The sequence below is a fragment of the Micropruina sp. genome (assembly GCF_027492755.1).
In the GTDB taxonomy this organism is placed as follows: Bacteria; Actinomycetota; Actinomycetes; order Propionibacteriales; family Propionibacteriaceae; genus Micropruina.
Genome location: NZ_JAPUED010000186.1, coordinates 1 through 16,793 on the forward strand (window position 1 = coordinate 1; position 16,793 = coordinate 16,793).

At 68.9% G+C, this 16,793-nt stretch carries 11 protein-coding genes; 6 read left to right on the top strand and 5 right to left on the bottom strand.

The genetic code is table 11. The features are described from left to right. Nucleotides 1-394 (bottom strand): dihydroxy-acid dehydratase (locus Q0066_RS12880; protein ID WP_298133501.1); only part of this gene is annotated, 394 nt, incomplete at its 3' end. A 79-nt stretch (nucleotides 395-473) separates the two neighbouring features. Here Q0066_RS12880 and Q0066_RS12885 point away from each other — a divergent pair. Together Q0066_RS12885 and Q0066_RS12890 are read left to right on the top strand one after the other, a co-directional pair. Next, the gene (locus tag Q0066_RS12885) at nucleotides 474-2,270 is read left to right on the top strand and encodes a PQQ-binding-like beta-propeller repeat protein (protein WP_298133503.1); all 1,797 of its coding nucleotides are present in this window, start codon (nucleotides 474-476) and stop codon (nucleotides 2,268-2,270) included. 39 nt (nucleotides 2,271-2,309) lie between these two features. Then, nucleotides 2,310-2,540: a DUF6191 domain-containing protein gene (locus Q0066_RS12890; protein WP_298133505.1), complete on the top strand. Its 231-nt coding sequence runs from the start codon at nucleotides 2,310-2,312 to the stop codon at nucleotides 2,538-2,540. A gap of 64 nt (nucleotides 2,541-2,604) precedes the next feature. On the opposite strand, the gene Q0066_RS12895 is transcribed toward Q0066_RS12890, so the two are convergent. The 3 genes from Q0066_RS12895 to Q0066_RS12905 all read right to left on the bottom strand — a co-directional run bounded on the left by Q0066_RS12895 (nucleotide 2,605) and on the right by Q0066_RS12905 (nucleotide 9,193). Then, the gene (locus tag Q0066_RS12895; RefSeq protein ID WP_298133507.1) at nucleotides 2,605-3,534 is read right to left on the bottom strand and encodes an aldo/keto reductase; all 930 of its coding nucleotides are present in this window, start codon (nucleotides 3,532-3,534) and stop codon (nucleotides 2,605-2,607) included. 27 nt (nucleotides 3,535-3,561) lie between these two features. After that, nucleotides 3,562-4,941, bottom strand: coding sequence for a nitrate/nitrite transporter (locus Q0066_RS12900; protein ID WP_298133509.1), 1,380 nt, complete (start codon nucleotides 4,939-4,941; stop codon nucleotides 3,562-3,564). Nucleotides 4,942-5,065: 124 nt separating this feature from the next. After that, the gene (locus Q0066_RS12905; RefSeq protein WP_298133510.1) at nucleotides 5,066-9,193 is read right to left on the bottom strand and encodes a bifunctional nitrate reductase/sulfite reductase flavoprotein subunit alpha; all 4,128 of its coding nucleotides are present in this window, start codon (nucleotides 9,191-9,193) and stop codon (nucleotides 5,066-5,068) included. Nucleotides 9,194-9,427: 234 nt separating this feature from the next. Here Q0066_RS12905 and Q0066_RS12910 point away from each other — a divergent pair, with 234 nt between their 5' ends. Beyond that, entirely contained in the window at nucleotides 9,428-10,867 is a 1,440-nt protein-coding gene (locus Q0066_RS12910) for an aminotransferase class V-fold PLP-dependent enzyme (protein ID WP_298133512.1), read from the top strand. A 60-nt stretch (nucleotides 10,868-10,927) separates the two neighbouring features. Here Q0066_RS12910 and Q0066_RS12915 read toward each other — a convergent pair whose 3' ends face one another. Further along, nucleotides 10,928-12,889 (bottom strand): LuxR C-terminal-related transcriptional regulator, encoded by a 1,962-nt coding sequence (locus tag Q0066_RS12915; protein ID WP_298133514.1) that lies wholly within the window; start codon nucleotides 12,887-12,889, stop codon nucleotides 10,928-10,930. A 157-nt stretch (nucleotides 12,890-13,046) separates the two neighbouring features. On the opposite strand from Q0066_RS12915, the gene Q0066_RS12920 reads away from it, so the two are divergent. Genes Q0066_RS12920 through Q0066_RS12930 form a run of 3 tightly spaced genes read left to right on the top strand, consistent with a single transcriptional unit; the run spans nucleotide 13,047 to nucleotide 16,699 of the window. Then, on the top strand, nucleotides 13,047-14,051 hold the full coding sequence (locus tag Q0066_RS12920) for a DMT family transporter (protein ID WP_298133516.1): 1,005 nt from the start codon (nucleotides 13,047-13,049) through the stop codon (nucleotides 14,049-14,051). Nucleotides 14,052-14,083: 32 nt separating this feature from the next. Next, nucleotides 14,084-15,883, top strand: a complete 1,800-nt coding sequence (locus Q0066_RS12925; RefSeq protein WP_298133517.1) for a DUF2207 domain-containing protein — start codon at nucleotides 14,084-14,086, stop codon at nucleotides 15,881-15,883. Between the two features lie 18 nt (nucleotides 15,884-15,901). Beyond that, nucleotides 15,902-16,699, top strand: coding sequence for a nucleotidyltransferase domain-containing protein (locus Q0066_RS12930; RefSeq protein WP_298133519.1), 798 nt, complete (start codon nucleotides 15,902-15,904; stop codon nucleotides 16,697-16,699). The last annotated feature ends 94 nt before the right edge of the window (nucleotides 16,700-16,793 follow it).

The window sequence follows — 16,793 nt, forward strand, 5'->3', positions numbered from 1 at the left end:
CCAGCAGCATTCCGGGGGTGATCTTGTCGCAGTTCGAGATGCAGACCAGGGCGTCGGCGCAGTGCGCGTTGACCATGTACTCCACCGAGTCGGCGATGATCTCGCGGCTGGGCAGCGAGTAGAGCATGCCGTGGTGACCCATCGCGATGCCGTCGTCGACGGCGATGGTGTTGAACTCGCGGCCCACACCCCCGGCCTCGGCCACCGCGCCGGCGACCAGCTTGCCCATGTCGCGCAGGTGCACGTGGCCGGGCACGAACTGGGTGAAACTGTTGGCGATCGCGACGATCGGCTTACCGAAATCGGACTCTCCCATGCCGGTGGCGCGCCACAGGGCGCGGGCGCCGGCCATGTTGCGGCCATGGGTCGTGGTACGAGATCGCAGAGCAGGCATGCGGAGAAGACTACGCCCGCGTAACCCGCCCGGAATCCAGCGGTCATTCGCTGACCCACAAGGCGCTAGCCTGGCCCGGATGAGCCGGCCCGACTTCTTCGCCAGGCCGCCGGAGTGGGCGAAGTTGGAGGATTCGGACGAGCCGCCCGCGCAGCAACCTCCCACGGTTTCCCGTGGGCGTCCCCGCTCGCGCCGCTGGCGGAAAAGCCGGCTCAAGGGCCTGGGCGAACAGGCCGCCGGGCCCGACTTCCGCTGGCCCTCGGCGGCCCCGGCCCAGGTCGGACCTCCGCCGGCCAGGCAGAGCGGTGTGCCCGGACTGGACGCGCGGGCCGGTGCCGGGGCCAAACCGAACGGCACCGGAGACGGTACGGACGGCATCCGGACGAAGGCCAAGAAGGGCAAACGCCGCGGTGCCCGGGCGGCTACCGCGCCATCGGCAAAGCGGCTCCCGCAGGCGTCGCGCACACCCCTCGAACGGCAGAGGCTGGTGCGTCGCGCCGCTGGGCTGCTCGCCCTCTACGTCGGCATCTTCGTCGTGGTGGTCGTCGCGCTGAGCCTGCTGCCCGACGGCGGCCGGCGCACCCCGAACCCGCCCCGGACACCGCAGCCCGCACAGCCCGAGCTGGCGGCGACCTGGTCGGTGCAGCCTTCCGAACTGCGGCCCGACCTGGGCGCCGGTGCCGAGCTGGTGGGTCCGGTCGACGGCACCTTCGATCCGAATCGCGTGGTGGCGATCGGCACCACCTGGGCGGTGCTCAGCGGCGACGCCGAGGACCGTCGCATCGCCGTGCATGGCCTGGACGCCCGCACCGGAGCGGCGCTGTGGCGCACCGACCTGCCGAACGGCCTCTGCGCCGCGAGCCCGGTGAAATCGCGGCTGGTCTGTGCGGCGTCCACCGCGACCGACCCGGCGACCGGGCTGGGCACCCGATGGCGGATCTCGCTGCTCGACCCCGCCACCGGACGCGAAACCCGGGGCGTCGATTTCACCGGCTGGCTCACCCTGATCCATGCCGACGGTGACCGGGTCATGCTGGTCGAGCAACGCCAGCCGGCGCCGCACGCCGTCCTGACCGGTCTGGACGCCGACCTGCGGCAACGCTGGCAACTCGATCTGGCGGACCAGCCGCAGCATGACGGCCTGTTCAGCGACAACCGGATCTACTACCGCAAGCTCCCGATCCCGGACGGCCCGGCCCTGGACCGTCCGCGGATCAGGAAGGTCGCCGACGGGCTGACCGCGCTGTGGTCCGGGCAGACCACCGCCTTCGTCGACCTGCGCAGCGGGAAGCTGGCCGGCATGCCCCGCTGTTCGCGGCTGGTGGACGACGGCGAGCGGCTGTGGTGCAACGACGGTCCGCTCGCGGTCAGCTACAGCTACACGCTGCGCAAGCTGCACCAGACAGCGCTCAACACCCGGCTCGCCTTCCCCGACCGTGACCCCCGCGCGGGCGACGTCACCGATCCGGTCTTCCTGCAGTCCGACGGCCGGGCCGTCCGGGTCGACCTTGCCACCGGGAAGACTCTCGGCCCGCTGGCCCAGACCCGCAACGGGTCGGCGTTCGGCATGATCACCTCGCCCAAGGCCACCTTCGTCGCCGGGCTGACCCTGCTCTCGGATTCCTCGATGATGTTCGCGGTGGACGCCCGGAGCGGAAAGCTGCATTGGCAGGGGCAGAAGCCGAGGTCGCTGGGCGATGCCTGGGCGTGGCGCGAGAAGCTGCTGTTCACCGACTCGGTCGTCCGGGTCCTCGACCCGGCGGACGGTAAGGAACAGGCGGCGTACCGGCAGCGGCACGGGTTGTACACCGTGCTGGTCGGCGACACCCTGGTCGGGATCGGGCCGGACGAGATCGCCCGGCTGGTCGATCCCTGACCGAGAGTCACCCGGAATTGCCGTGCGTAGACTGTGGCGATGAGCGACTTCTTCCAGCTCTTCAACCCCGGGGCGCGGCATGTTCAGCAGCAGCGCGACCTGGAGAAGATGCTGGTGGTCGACTATCGCAAGGGCGGCTGGGGCCCGAAACCGCTCGATCTGGAATCCGGCAAGGTCACCATCGTGATGCCGAACCGGTTGCCCGAGACCCCGGACGCCGAAGCTGAGGCGAGCGAGGATCCCGGATCAAACGCAGCCACCGCTGGTTGAGCTTGTCGAAACCCCTCTCCAGGGCGCCCACGGCCGGGTCTCGACAAGCTCGACCAACGAAAGCTCAGGGCAGCGGGTGACCGGCGGCCCGATACAGCCGGTACCACTCCTCGCGGGTCAGCGTGACGTCACTACCCGCAGCCGCCTCGGCGACCCGCTCAGGTTTGGTGGTGCCCAGCACCACCTGGATGTTTGCCGGATGCCGGGTGATCCAGGCGGTCGCGATGCCGGTCGGCGTCACGCCGTAGGCATCGGCCAGCTCGTCCAGCACGTCGTTGAGTTCGGCGTGGTTCTCCCGGTCGCCGATGAAGACGCCGTTGAAGAAGCCCCGCTGGTACGGCGACCAGGCCTGCAGGGTGATCCCGGTGCGGCGGGCGTGGTCGAGAATGCCGTTGTCCCGGTCGATGGAGGCATCGACGCCGGCCATGTTGGTGGCCAGCCCCGAGGCGATGATCGGGGCGTGGGTGATGCTGAGCTGCACCTGGTTCACGATCAACGGCTGCTCGACGTAGGCCCGCAGCAGTTCGATCTGGCCAGGGGTGTGGTTCGACACCCCGAAGTGCCGGACCTTGCCGGCGTTGTTCAAGGTCGTGAACGCCCGGGCGACCTCCTCCGGTTCGACCAGGGTGTCCGGACGGTGCAGCAGCAGCACGTCCAGATAGTCGGTGCGCAGCGCCGCCAGCGACTCGTCCACCGTGGTCAGGATGTGCTCGGCGGAGAAGTCGAAGTAGCCGGGCCGGATGCCGACCTTGCTCTGGATGAGCAGCTGCTCGCGATCGTCCGAGCTGAGCGACAGCGCCGTCCCGAACCGCTCCTCGCACTCGTGCCGGTGGGTTCCGTAGATGTCGGCGTGATCGAACATGGTGATGCCCACCTCGCGGGCCGCGCCCACCAGCGCACGGATCTCGGCGTCGGTGAGCGAGGGGATCCGCATCAACCCGAGGATGACGCTGGACGCCTCGAGTTCGGTCTGGGGCAGGCGATAGGTCTTCACCGGTCCATTCAATCAGCGGTGCGCCGCTCACACCCCTTCGAGCCGGCCCGGACGCGCCCTGAGGAACCACGACCAGGTCACCGCCAGGCAGATCAGGTAGAAGCCGAGGAAGGCCAGGTAGGCGCCGTTGGCGTTGCCCAGGCTGAGGAACGACTGCCGGAAGGCCAGGTTCACTCCGAACCCGCCGAGCGCGCCGATCGCGCCGGCCAGCCCGATCAGGGCCCCGGAGCGGCGCAGCGAGAGGGCGTTGGCCTGCTCGACCGGTGTCCCCGATCCGACCGACAGCTGGGCCTTGGCAAGGAAGATCGCCGGAATCATCTTGTAGGTGGAGCCGTTGCCCAGACCCGAGAAGACGAACAGGGTGACGAAGCCGGTGACGAACAGCGGCAACGAGTGCAGGGCGGCGGCGAGCAGCACCACAGCGGTGCCCAGCGCCATGGCGACGAAGTTCCAGAAGGTGACCAGTGAGCCGGTGTAGCGATCGGCCAGCCGGCCGCCGACCGGACGGATGAGTGAACCCAGCAGCGGTCCCAGGAAGGTCAGCGCGGCGGCAGCAGCGGGGTTCGGGAACTCCTTGGGGAACTGCACCAGCAGCACCTGACCGAAGGCGAACGAGAAGCCGATGAACGAACCGAAGGTACCGATGTAGAGGAACGCCAGCACCCAGCTCTCGGCGTGGGTGGCAACCTCGCGGATCGCGCCCTTGGCGTTGCTGACCTGGCTCAGGTTGTCCATCTTGAGCGCCGACAACACGGTGACGATGACGATCAGCGGAATGTAGATCGCCACCATCAGCCGCGGATGCTGGGTGCCGGTCAGGGCCAGCACCGCCAGGCCGACCAGCTGTGCCACCGCGACGCCCAGATTGCCGCCGCCGGCGTTGATGCCGAGCGCCCAGCCCTTCAGCCGGGCGGGGAAGAAGGCGTTGATGTTGGTCATCGACGAGGCGAAGTTGCCGCCGCCGACACCGGCCAAGGCGCTCACCCACAGCAGCGTCTCGAACGAGACTCCCGGCTCGAGAACGAGGGCGATCGCCACGGTGGGCACCAGCAGCAGGGCCGCCGAGATCACCGTCCAGTTGCGGCCGCCGAACTTCGCCACGGCGAACGTGTAGGGCACCCGCACGAAGGAGCCGAGCAGCGACGGCACGGCGGTGAGCAGGAACTTCTGGCCGACATCGAAGCCGTAGTCCGGCCCGAGGAACAGGACCAGCACCGACCACAGCGTCCAGACCGAGAAGCCGATGTGCTCGCTGGCGACCGAGTAGATCAGGTTGCGGCGGGCGATGGTGGCACCGCTGGCGTTCCAGAAGGCGGCGTCCTCGGGGCGCCAGTCGTCGATCCAACGGCCGATGCGGCGGGGTGCGAGCCGGGGACGGCTGGTTACCGTCCGGGTGGTGGTGCTCATCGGAGTCTCCTTCGAAAGGGGCTGGCAATGAGTAAACGGGGCCGGTGTTTCGGGTTTCGGCAGCAGCGGTTACGGCTGGTTCAATCTCGGCTCACAGGTGGCTGGTGGCTGAGTGAGGGGAGCCTCAGTAGACGTCTCGGACGTAGCGCCGCTGCTTCGCCATCGCCTTCAGGTAGGCGGCCGCGTCCTCGTCCGACATGGCGCCCTGGCTACTGATGATGTCGGTCAGTGCGGCTTCCACGTCCTTCGCCATCCGGCTGGCGTCGCCGCAGATGTAGAAGTGTGCGCCGTCCTGCAGCCAGTCCCAGACCCGGGCGGCCTGTTCGCGCAGCCGGTCCTGCACGTACACCTTGTGCCGCTGGTCGCGGGAGAACGCGCAGGTGAGTTCGGTCAGCACCCCGGCCTGATGCAGCCCGGTCAGCTCGTCGGCGTAGTAGAAGTCGGTGGCCGCGTTGCGTTCACCGAAGAACAGCCAGTTCCGGCCGCTGTGGCCCAGTGCCCGGCGTTCCTGCAGAAAGCCGCGGAACGGTGCCACCCCGGTGCCCGGACCGACCATGATCATCGGCACCTCGGAGTCCGCCGGGGGACGGAAGTGGCTGGTCGGCTGGACGAAGACAGGCACGTCGGTCGATTCGCTGTGGTCGGCGAGGAAGGTCGAGCACACCCCGTGCCGCGGCTGCCCCCGGTATTCGTAACGGACGGCGGAGACCGTCAGCTGCACCTCGCTCGGGTGCTCCAGTGGGCTGGACGAGATCGAGTACTGCCGTGGCTGCAACCGGGACAGCACCCTGACCCAGTCCTCGACGGACGCGGCGACCGGGTACTCGGCCAGCACGTCGACCGCCTGCTTGCCCCACAGCCAGCGCTGCAGGTTGACCGTGTTTCCTTGTCGCAGCAGGGTTCCGAGTTCCCGATCACCGGCTCTCTCGTTGACGAACCGGAGCAGTCCCGGGGTGATGTTGACGATCTCCAGGTGCCGGGTGCAGGCGTCCCGCAGCGAGGTGGCACCGCCGTCCAGCTCGACGGCGGCGTCGCCGTTCAGGCCGGTGACGGTGAGCCAGCTCTGCACGGCGTCAGCACTGTTGACCGGCCGGACGCCGAGCGCGTCGCCGGCCCGGTAGCTGAAGTCGTCGTCGATGGCGAAGCTGAACTGGCGGACGTCCTTGCTGCTGCCGGAGCTGCCCAGCCGGTTGTTCAGGGTGACTCGGGTGAGCAGCGGCTCGTGCCGGGAGTGCCGGCCCGCAGTGGTGCCGGCCGGTGGCTGTCGCGGCTCGGCGCTGGTTGCGCTGGTGGCGACGTAGGTGGTCTGCGGCGTGTCGGCGTCCTCCGATGCGGTGATCCGGTCGAGGACTCCGGCGAACCAGGCCTCGGCGGGTTCCTCGTCGCCGGGTTCGCAGTCGACCCGGTCGACGAGCCGCTCGGCGCCCAGTTCGGCCATCCGGGCGTCCAGCCGCCGGCCGTGCCCGCAGAAGTCGTCGTAGCTGGAGTCGCCGAAGGCGAGCACCGCGAAGCGCACTCCGGTCAGTCGCTCGGCGTCGGCAAGGGCGTCCCAGAAGGCTTCGCCGTTGTCGGGCGGCCCGCCGTCGCCGAAGGTGCTGGTTATCAACAGCACAGTCCTGGCCGAGGGCAGTCGGGCGGGGACGAAGTCGTCCATGCCGGTGAGCTCCACGGTGAACCCGGCCGTGCGCAGCCGCTCGGCGTAGTCGCTGGCGTGATCCTCGGCATTGCCGGTCTGGGACGCCCACAGCACCAGCACTGACTGGCGGTCGTCCGCTTCGCTCGGAAGCACCGCGGTGGTGGCCGATGGTCCGTAGAGGCCCGCGATCATGCCGTCCAGCCAGGCCCGGGTGGCGGGGTCGAACGGGGCGGACGCGGGCAGCCGGGCCGGCTCGGCGTACGCGCGAGTGTCGAGCGCCCACAGCAGGCCCTGTAGGTAGTGGCTCTGTTCGGCACTCAGAGTGGGAGGTTCGGCACGAGTCAAGCCGAGACCGGCGGTCACCGACCCGGACCGGTCCGTGGGGCCGGACCCCTCGTTCCGCGCGAGCGGCTCGAGCGCCACTGCGACCTTGGCCAGAGTGACCGCCGCCACCTTGAACTCCGGCTGGAACGAGACCGGGTCGACCGCGTCGTTGGTCACCGCGTTGACCGCCAGGTTCTCGCCGAATACGTCGTTCCAGTGGAAGGGCGCGAACAGGTTGCCGGGTTGGACGCGGTCGGTGACCACCGCCGGCAGCACCGCCCGGCCGCGGCGCGACGCCACCTCGACCGAGTCGCCGTCGTGGACGTCCAGCCGGGCCGCGTCGTCGGGGTGCACCTCGACGAAAGGCCCCGGATTCAGTTTGTTGAGCTTGGCGACCTTGCCGGTCTTGGTCAGGGTGTGCCACTGATGCTGCACCCGTCCGGTGTTCAGCACGAACGGGTAGTCGGGGTCGGCGAGCTCGGCCGGGTCGACGTGCGGACGCGCGAAGAACACTGCGCGCCCGTTCGGGGTGGCGAACGCGAACCGGGGCCGGACGCCGTCCGGACGCTCCAGCGGCTGCTGACTGACCCCGTCGTTGAGGTAGCGGATCGGGTTGCGGCCGTCATCGGCCCCGCCGTCAGGGTCGACGGGCGGCGCCGGCCACTGCACCGGCGTCCGGGCCAGCCGGGCATAGCTGACGCCGCGCAGGTCGTAACCGGTCTTCGGGTTCCAGAACTGCCTCAGTTCGTCGAACACCTCTTCGGACGAGGCGTAGTCGAACGCGTCGGTGTAGCCCATCGCGCAGGCCACGTCGGCGATGATTCGCCAGTCCGGCAGTGCCTCGCCCACCGGGTCGGCCGCCTGCTGCAGCAGGGTCAGGTTGCGTTCGGAGTTGACCGCCACATAGGTCGATTCGGCCCACAATGCGGCGGGCAGCAGCACGTCGGCACAGGCGTTGGTTTCGGTCTCGGCGAAGACGTCCTGGGTGATCACCAGATCGCAGGCCTGCAGCCCGGCGATGACGTTGGCCCGGTTGGGCACCGAGGCGGCCGGGTTGGTGCAGATGATCCAGGACGCTTTGATCGCGCCGGTCTGCATTTCCCGGAACAGGTCGACGGTGCCCGTGTTCGCCTCGCTGCGCAGCGTGCCCGGCGGCAGACCCCACGCCTGCTCGATGAACACACGGTCGTCGGCGTCCAGCACGCTGCGCTGGCCGGGGAGCCCCGGACCCATGTACCCCATCTCGCGGCCGCCCATCGCATTGGGCTGGCCGGTCAGCGAGAACGGTCCGCTGCCCGGACGGCAGATCGCGCCGGTGGCCAGGTGCAGGTTGATCAGGGCGTTGGTGTTCCAGGTGCCGTGGGTGCTCTGGTTGAGGCCCATCGTCCAGCACGACATCCAGTTGCCCGCCTCGCCGATCAACCGGGCGGCGCGGTGCAGGTCGGCCTCGTCGATGCCGGTCAGTTCGGCCACCACGGACGGCGGATAGTCCGCCAGGAAGGCAGGCAGCTGCTCCCAGCCTTCGGTGTACTCGGCGATGAACGCCTCGTCGACGTGCCCGTTGGCGACCAGCAGGTGCAGCAAGCCGTTGAGCAGCGCCAGATCGGTGCCCGGTTTGACCTGTAGGAAAAGGTCGGCCGCGGAGGCCGTGTTGGTGCGGCGCGGGTCGACCACGATCAGCTTCGCGCCGGCCCGGACCCGGTCCATCATCCGCAGGTAGAGGATCGGATGGCAGTCGGCCATGTTCGAGCCGATCACGAAGAACACGTCGGCGTGATCGAAGTCGACGTAGGAACCGGGCGGTCCGTCGGCACCCAGCGACAGCTTGTAGCCGGAACCGGCGCTGGCCATGCAGAGCCGCGAGTTCGATTCGAGATGTCTGGTGCGGATGAACCCCTTGGCGAGCTTGGTCACCAGGTACTGGGCCTCCAGCGACAACTGGCCCGAGACGTAGAGCGCGACGGCGTCCGGACCGTCGGTTTCGACGATCGCGCGCAGCCGGCGTCCGAGCTCGGAGATGGTCTCGCGGGTGTCTCTCGGTTCGGGCTCGGCCCCGCGAGCCGGCCGCACCATGGCGCGCTCCAGCCGCCCCGGCGCTGCCAGCATCTCGGCGCTGGTGGCGCCCTTGGTGCACAGCCTGCCCCGATTGGCCGGGTGCTGCTTGTCGCCGGACACCTTGGCGACCCGGCGGCGTCCGGTCGCCGGGTCGGTCTCGATCTGCAGCAGCATGCCGCAGCCCACGCCGCAATAGGAGCAGGCCGATCGCACGGTGCCGGATTCGGGGCGGGTCACTGTGTCATGGTGAGCAGCGCGGGTTTCACTCCCGCTTCGGGATTGTGCCGCGCGGGTAAACACGACCTCACCAGCCGGGACCCCGCAGGTGCGGCGTCCACAGCGTCGTCCACAGCTGTGGAGAACTACAGCCATGTGATTCGTGGCTGAAGGCGCTGGCCGTTCGGACCATCTGCTGGACCAAGTCACCGATCCTCGGAGAACCGGCGTTCTGGCCGTGGCTAGCGTGCGGGCATGCCGGTGCGCACGGTCAGGGAGCAGGGGGTGGGGGAGGCCGAAGACGCCCTCCGCAGTCGCGCACCCGGCTACGCCGACACCGTCTTCTTCGACGAGTTGCGGGCCCGGGAGTATCACCGGCTCGATGCCACGGGTTCGGTCTACCTCGACTACACCGGCGGCGGTCTCTATGCGGAATCGCAACTGAGAGAGCATCTCGCGTTGCTCCAGTCGCGGGTCTTCGGCAATCCGCACAGCACCAACCCCACGTCCGGGGCGATGACCGAACTGGTCGAGGCGACGCGTCGCTCGGTGCTTCGCTATTTTCGCGCCGATCCTGACGAGTACGTGGCGATCTTCACCCCGAACTGCAGCGGCGCGTTGCGTGTGGTCGGTGAGTCGTACCCGTTCTCGGCGACCCGGCCCTATGCGCTCACCTGGGACAACCACAACTCGGTCAACGGCGTCCGTGAGTTCGCCCGTGCCAAGGGTGCGCCGGTGCGGTACCTGCCCTTCGCCACCCCGGAGCTGCGGATCGACATCGAACAGGTGCGGGACGGGTTACGGAACGTGCCGCCCGGCTTGTTCGCCTTCCCGGCGCAGTCGAATTTCTCCGGTGTGCAACATCCGCTCGAGTTGGTGGCCGAGGCGAAGGATCTCGGCTGGGACGTCCTGCTGGACTGTGCGGCTTTCGTGCCCACCAATCGACTCGACCTGAGCGTGATCAAGCCCGACCTGGTGCCGCTGTCGTTCTACAAGATCTTCGGCTATCCGACCGGCGTCGGCGCACTGATCGTGCGGCGAGAGGTGCTGGCGCGGTTGCGCCGTCCCTGGTTCGCCGGCGGCACCATCAGCATCGTGTCGGTCCAGGGTGAGGGCTGGCACTACCTGGAAGACGGAGTCGCGGCCTTCGAGGACGGCACCGTCAACTACTTGAGCCTGCCGGCCGTCGATCTCGGCCTGCGCCACATCGAATCCATCGGCATCGAACGCATCCACGACCGGGTGATGCTGCTCACCGGCTGGCTGCTGGAGGCGATGACCGGGGCCACCCACAGCAATGGTGCGCCGCTGTTCCACGTCCATGGCCCGACCGACACTCTCGCCCGGGGCGCCACCATCGCCTTCCTGCTGCTGGACGACCAAGGACGCTCCTTCGACTATCAGCTGTTGGAGACGGACGCCGGCGCCGCCGGCATCTCGCTGCGCACCGGCTGCTTCTGCAATCCGGGGTCGGGCGAGCACGCCAACTGCCTCGCCGGCGACATGATGGGCCCCTTCTTCGGTCGCCCCGAACCCGTCACCTTTCGACAGATGTACGAGAAGGCACGCGAGTTCGGCAAGGATTCCAGTGCGCTGCGGATCTCCCTCGGCATCGCCACCAACTTCGCCGACGTGTGGCGCTTCATGCAGTGGGCCGGAACCTTCCGTGATCGCGGCGCGGACGAGCTTCACTGAGTGCCGGCGCCGTCGTCCCTGCCGCTGTCCCCTCAGACCTGCAGCCTGAGAACGGGTTGGCTAGGGCTCACGATCGAGCAGGCCGAGCGTGATCGCACGGCGGACGGCGGCCTCACGGCCGTCCACGTCGAGCTTGCGGTAGATCGAGATCGTCTGCTTCTTCAGCGTGTTCGACGACACGCACAGCCGCGCGCCGATCTCAGCCAGGGTGCCGCCGCGGCGCAGCTCGGCCACCACGATCCGTTCCCGCGGGGTGAGCGCGATCAGGTGCGGTGACGGTGCGGGGAGCGGGCCGCCGAACCGGGTGAGCCGTTCAGCCAGCTGGCTCGGCACCGCCCCGTCCGGAGTCAGGTCCAGCAGGCGCAACCGGAGCTCGCGAGGCAGCAGCATGGTCTGCACGCTCCAACCGGGCGGCATCCCCGGATACCGGGCGAACATGGTGCGGGTGACCTCGCGTGCCTCCGCTTCCTGACCGATGATCAGATGGGCGACCGTCCGAATCGTTTCGAAGGTGCCGCGCTCGCGGGGTGATAGTGCAGGGTCGGTCAGCACCTGGGTGACGAAGTCGAGAGCCGTCCGAGGCTGTTCGGTGTGCAGATACAGCCGAGCCAGGGGCACCCGCAGTTCGGGCGCCAGCGGCTCGCGGGTCAGCAGAATGGCCGAGGCCCGCTGAAGCTCACCACCGGCCAGCAGCAACTCCGAACGGCAGCGTCGCAGCAGCCGGAACGCGAAGCCCTCGTCGCGCAACCATTCCCGATGGTCGGACTCCGCCAGATCCAGCCGGGGCACATCGTCGAGCGGACGCCCCTCCAGCAGCGCGAGCAGGGTGCGGGCAACGAGGACGAAAGCCCACAGCGGACTCTGCCCCTCGTCCATGCCGTCGATCAACCGGCGCAACCAGTCGCGGTCGAGATCGTCGGCGGCACGATGCGCCAGCGCGATCCGGATCGACAACGGGGCCGACGGTTCGGGTTCATACCCGGCGTCGAAGGCGGGTCTGCTCTGCGGCCAGCCCAGGATCGAACTGACCAGGGCCAGCTGTCCGCGAGCCCGCTGCACCGCCGGGTCGGGATCGTCCTCGCGTCCGGACGACTCGGCGAGCACGGCGCCGGCATAGTGCCGGACGTCGAGGGTGCGTCCGACCAGCATCCGTGCGGCGGCAGCCTCGACCTGGAACTGCCTGCGTGCTCCCGTGGACCCGCCGTCGTCGCGCCGGGCCAGCTCCGCCTCGACCGCGTCGACCCAGACGTTGGCGGCGGTCGGATCGCCGGTGTGGCACAGCGCGATGATGTGCAGCGTCCCGGTGGCGAGCACCGATTCGGCTGAGGACGTCTGGGCCAACTCGACCAGGCCGGCGGCCGAACCGGACGCGATCGCCCGCAGCAGGCGTCCGTTCCGTTCGTGAACACCACCGGACGCCGAATCGACGATCAGCTCGGCGAGCGCCAGCGTCGGGTAACGGCCGGCGACACCCGGCGGCAGTGCGTGGTACGCCCAGGCGGCGACCGGCGAACCCCTGAACAGCAGCGTTTGCCCGGTGCGCCACCACAGCTGCGACAGCACATCCCAGCGGGCCGCCCAGCGGGCGTGATGCAGCAGATCCTCATCGAGTTGCGGGTCGTCGGCCATCGCGAGCACCGTCACCAGCTCGTTGTGCATCCGACGCGATGCCCGTGGATCCTGATCGTGACGCCGCTGGGTGATCGCTCGATGAACCATCGGATCGACGCTCCAGGTCGCTTCGCGATTCTCGTCCGGGACGAGGAGGCCTTCGCGGACCAACGCGTCGATGGCGACCCGCGCCTGGCTCACCAGCTGCTCGGGCAGAACGTCCAGCGAGGCGGCGGTGATTGTCCGGTGGACGCCGAGACGGAGTGCCCAATCGGCCAGCGGCGCAGGTAGCTGAGCCAGCCGGCGATGGACATCGTCGACGATCGGACGGGGCAGGACGGCGTTCGCTTCCTGCGGCGACGCGGCGTCGGCCTGGGTAGCCAGCCGAGTCAGAGGGGTGTCAGGGGGCATCGGACTCCAGCGTCTGTTCTGGCGAAACAGTAGTCCGCGCCGCGCGGTGCGGACCATAGCGCGGACCAAGTATCCGCTTCCGGCGTCGCACGCACCCGCGGCGCGGTTAACGTCGGGCCGTACCCATCTGGGGGACATCGGGGGTCACAATGGCGCCGTGAGTGAATCGACTCGACACTCCGGCGCCGTTGTGTTGCCGGCACCGCAACCCACCCGGATCGGGACGGCTCCCGCACTTGCCATCACCGCATTGATGGGTGCGCTGGCCGCGATCCAGGCCAGGATCAACGGTCAACTGGGGGTGCGGCTGGACGATGGACTCACGGCGGCGACGATCTCGTTCGGGTCCGGCCTGGTGATCCTGATCTGCCTGGCCGCGGGACTGCCCGGCGGTCGCCGCGGCGTCCGGACCCTCGTGAACGGGGTCCGCGACGGTCGGATTCCGTGGTGGATGCTGATGCCCGGGGTGGCCGGCGCTCTCACGGTCGCGACCCAGGGCTTGGCCGTCGGCATCATCGGCGTCGGACTCTTCACCGTGGGCTTCGTCGCCGGACAGGTGGTCTTCGGACTGGTGCTCGACCGGATCGGCTTCGGTCCCGGTGGTGCGGTGGCGGTGACCCTGCCGCGGCTGATCGGCGGCGCGCTGGCCCTGGTCGCGGTCGGCATTTCGCTGGCCGCCGGCGGCTCCGGGGCGGTGCTGTGGTGGCTGCTGATCCTGCCGTTCCTCTCCGGCCTGGCGGTCGCCTGGCAGCAGGCCGCGAACGGACGGCTGCGCGCCCGAGTGGGCAGCGCGCTGACCACGACGCTGATGAACTTCGTCTCGGGCACGGTGGTGCTGCTGATCGCGGCTGCCGTGCACGCCCTGGTCGCGCACCCTCCGGCGGCACCGCCCGGCGAATGGTGGCTCTATATCGGCGGCTCACTGGGCGTCATCTACATCTTCGTGTCGGCCAACCTGGTGCAGCACACCGGTGTCCTGCTGCTCGCCCTCGGCTCGGTAGCCGGGCAGTTGGCCATGTCGGTGGTGCTCGATGTCGCCTGGCCGACCCCGGCCAGTCCTGACCTGCCGCACGAGCTGGCGATGGTGGTGGTCGCCCTGCTCTCAGTCGTTGTGGCGTCCGTGCCCTGGGGACGCAGGCGAGCCACACTCGCGGATCGATAGTCGGCTGCGCCCCCGGTTGTTACCGTGGACGCATGCGACGCATCCTTCTGCTGCTTGTCGGTCTAGGGGTTTTCCTGCTCGGAGTCCTCCCGGCGTCCGTGGCGCGGGCAGACTCCGACGACGACCGGATCGACAAGTACACGGTGACCACCGATGTGGCGAAGGACGGCACCGCGGCCGTCCAGATCGCGTTCGACTTCAACTTCGGCTCCGACTCGGGTCACGGCCCCTACCTGTCGCTTCCACTGCGCCAGGAGATCGCCAACGACCCCGACCATTGGCGGATGATCGACATCACCCTCGGCAAGGTGACCAGCCCCTCCGGGGCGAGCCCGGAGGTGCAGACCGAGACCAAGGACGGCAACCTGATGGTCCGGATCGGCAGCGAGAACAAGACCTACACCGGCACCCAGCAGTACGTGGTCAACTACACCGTCCGTGGGCTGATCGCCCCCAACCAGGCACAGTCGGGGCTGGACGAGTTCAACTGGAATGTGATCGGCGGCGCCTGGGAGGTGCCGTTCCGGAACATCACGGCGACCGTGACCGGCCCGGTCAACGTGACCAAGGCGGCCTGCTTCGTCAATGGCAACGCCGAGCAGCCGTGCAGCGACGTGAAGGAGTCCGGCAAGTCGGTCACCTTCACCCAGGATTCGCTGCCCAGCGAAACCTCGCTGCAGATCGTCGCCGGCTTCCCGGCCGGCACCTTCGTCGGTGCCGAGGCCCGGCTCGAGAAGCGGTTCTGGATCGGCAACATGTTCCCGGTCACCCCGCTGACCGGCGGACTCACCGCGGCACTCACCGTCATCGGCCTGATCCCGTTGCTGCGCCGCACCCGCCGCGGCAGCCAGGACGAGGTCTACCTCGGCCTCACGCCCGGGGTGGCCCCGGCGTCCGGGCAGCAGGTCGCCATCGGACACGGTGCGAACAAGGGGCCCGTCGCGGTCGCGTTCACCCCGCCGCGCGGGGCACGTCCGGGCGAGATCGGCGTCCTGGTCGATTCCACCGCGAACGATGTGGACATCACCGCGACCATCATCGACCTGGCCGTCCGCGGCCATCTGCGGATCGATCAGCAGGGCAAGAAGGACTGGACGCTCACCCGGCTCAACGGTGAGGGCAAGCTCATCGGCTACGAGTCGTACCTGGTCAAGAAGCTGTTCCAGAACGGCTCCACGGTGAGCACGGACGACCTGAAGGATTCCGACTATTCGGGCACCCTGGAGGGCACCCGGCAGCGGCTCTACAAGCGGGTCACCGACGAACTGCACTGGTTCCGCCGCAACCCGGTGACGGTGCGCGGGGTGGCCATCCTCGGCGGCATCGGGCTGGTCGGTCTGGGTGTCGTTCTCGGTTTCGGGCTGGGCTTCGTCGGCTTCGGCCTGCTCGGCCTGGCCGGCGTGATCTGCGGCCTGGTGATGCTGGCGCTCAACAACCGTTTCGGCGCCCGGACCGCGGACGGCTCGGCCGTGCTGGCCCAGGCGAAGGGGTTCGAGCTCTACCTGACCACCGCCGAAGCCGACCAGATCAAATTCGAGGAGGGCATCGACGTGTTCTCCCGCTACCTGCCCTACGCGATCGTCTTCGGTGTCGCCGAACGCTGGGCGAAGATCTTCCAGGATCTGGCCGCCCGCGGCGTCTACACCCCCGACAACTCCTGGTACGTCGGCTACGCCTACGGCAACGTGCTGAGCAGCGGCTTCGTCTCGTCGATGAGCCAACTGACCTCGACCATGTCGTCGTCGATGCAGAGCGCCACCACGGCCTCCAGCGGCGGTTCCGGCTTCAGCGGCGGCGGCGGTTTCGGCGGCGGCGGCGGTGGCGGTTGGTGAGACCGCTACGGTGACCCGATGAACAACCAGGTCACGCCGGTCAACGTCGAGTACGGCGACCCGAGCATCGCACTACCCAACGAGATCCTTCGTTCGGTGGTCGGCAGCGGGGTGCACGGCATCGCCATCGCCGGCACCGATGACCATGACGAGATGGGCGTCTACATCGAGCCGCCCGAGTACGTGCTCGGGGTGCGGAAGCATCGCGACGACTACATCTGGCGCACGCAGCCCGAGGGTGCGCGCAGCGGGCCCGGCGATACCGACCTGGTGCTGTACTCGCTGGCGAAATACCTGCGGCTGGCGATCAAGGGCAATCCGACGGTGATGCTGCCGCTGTTCGCGCCGGAAGAGTCGCTGGTCAAGGTCACCCCGCTCGGCGAGGAACTACGCGCGCTGCGATCGAGCTTCCTCTCCCGGCAGGCGGTGGAGCGGTTCCTGGGCTACATGCATTCCCAGCACGAACGCATGCTCGGCCAGTCCAAACGGAACGTGCCGAACCGGCCCGAGTTGATCGCGAAGCACGGCTGGGACGTGAAGTACGGCAGCCACGCGCTGCGACTTGCCCATCAGGGCTACGAGATCGCCAGTGCCGGCAGGCTCACCCTGCCGATGCCGGACGTCGAGCGCGAGCGGGTGCTGGCCGTGAAGCGCGGCGAGGTGCCCCGCGACGAGGTCTCGGCCGAGATCGGGCGGCTGGAGGCGGCGGTGCGCGACCTGCTGGATTCCGGCCGCTGCCCGCTTCCGGCCGGCGCCGATGTCGAGGCGATCTCGGCGTGGGCGATCAGCGCGCAACGGCGGCATTGGGGCTGGTAGCGCGCAGCCCGATCGCGTCAAGAGCGAGTGCTCCCCACCGTAAGTGTCACCGCGGCCTGACAGGATGCCGTTCAGCAGTTCTGTGAGGGAGCGA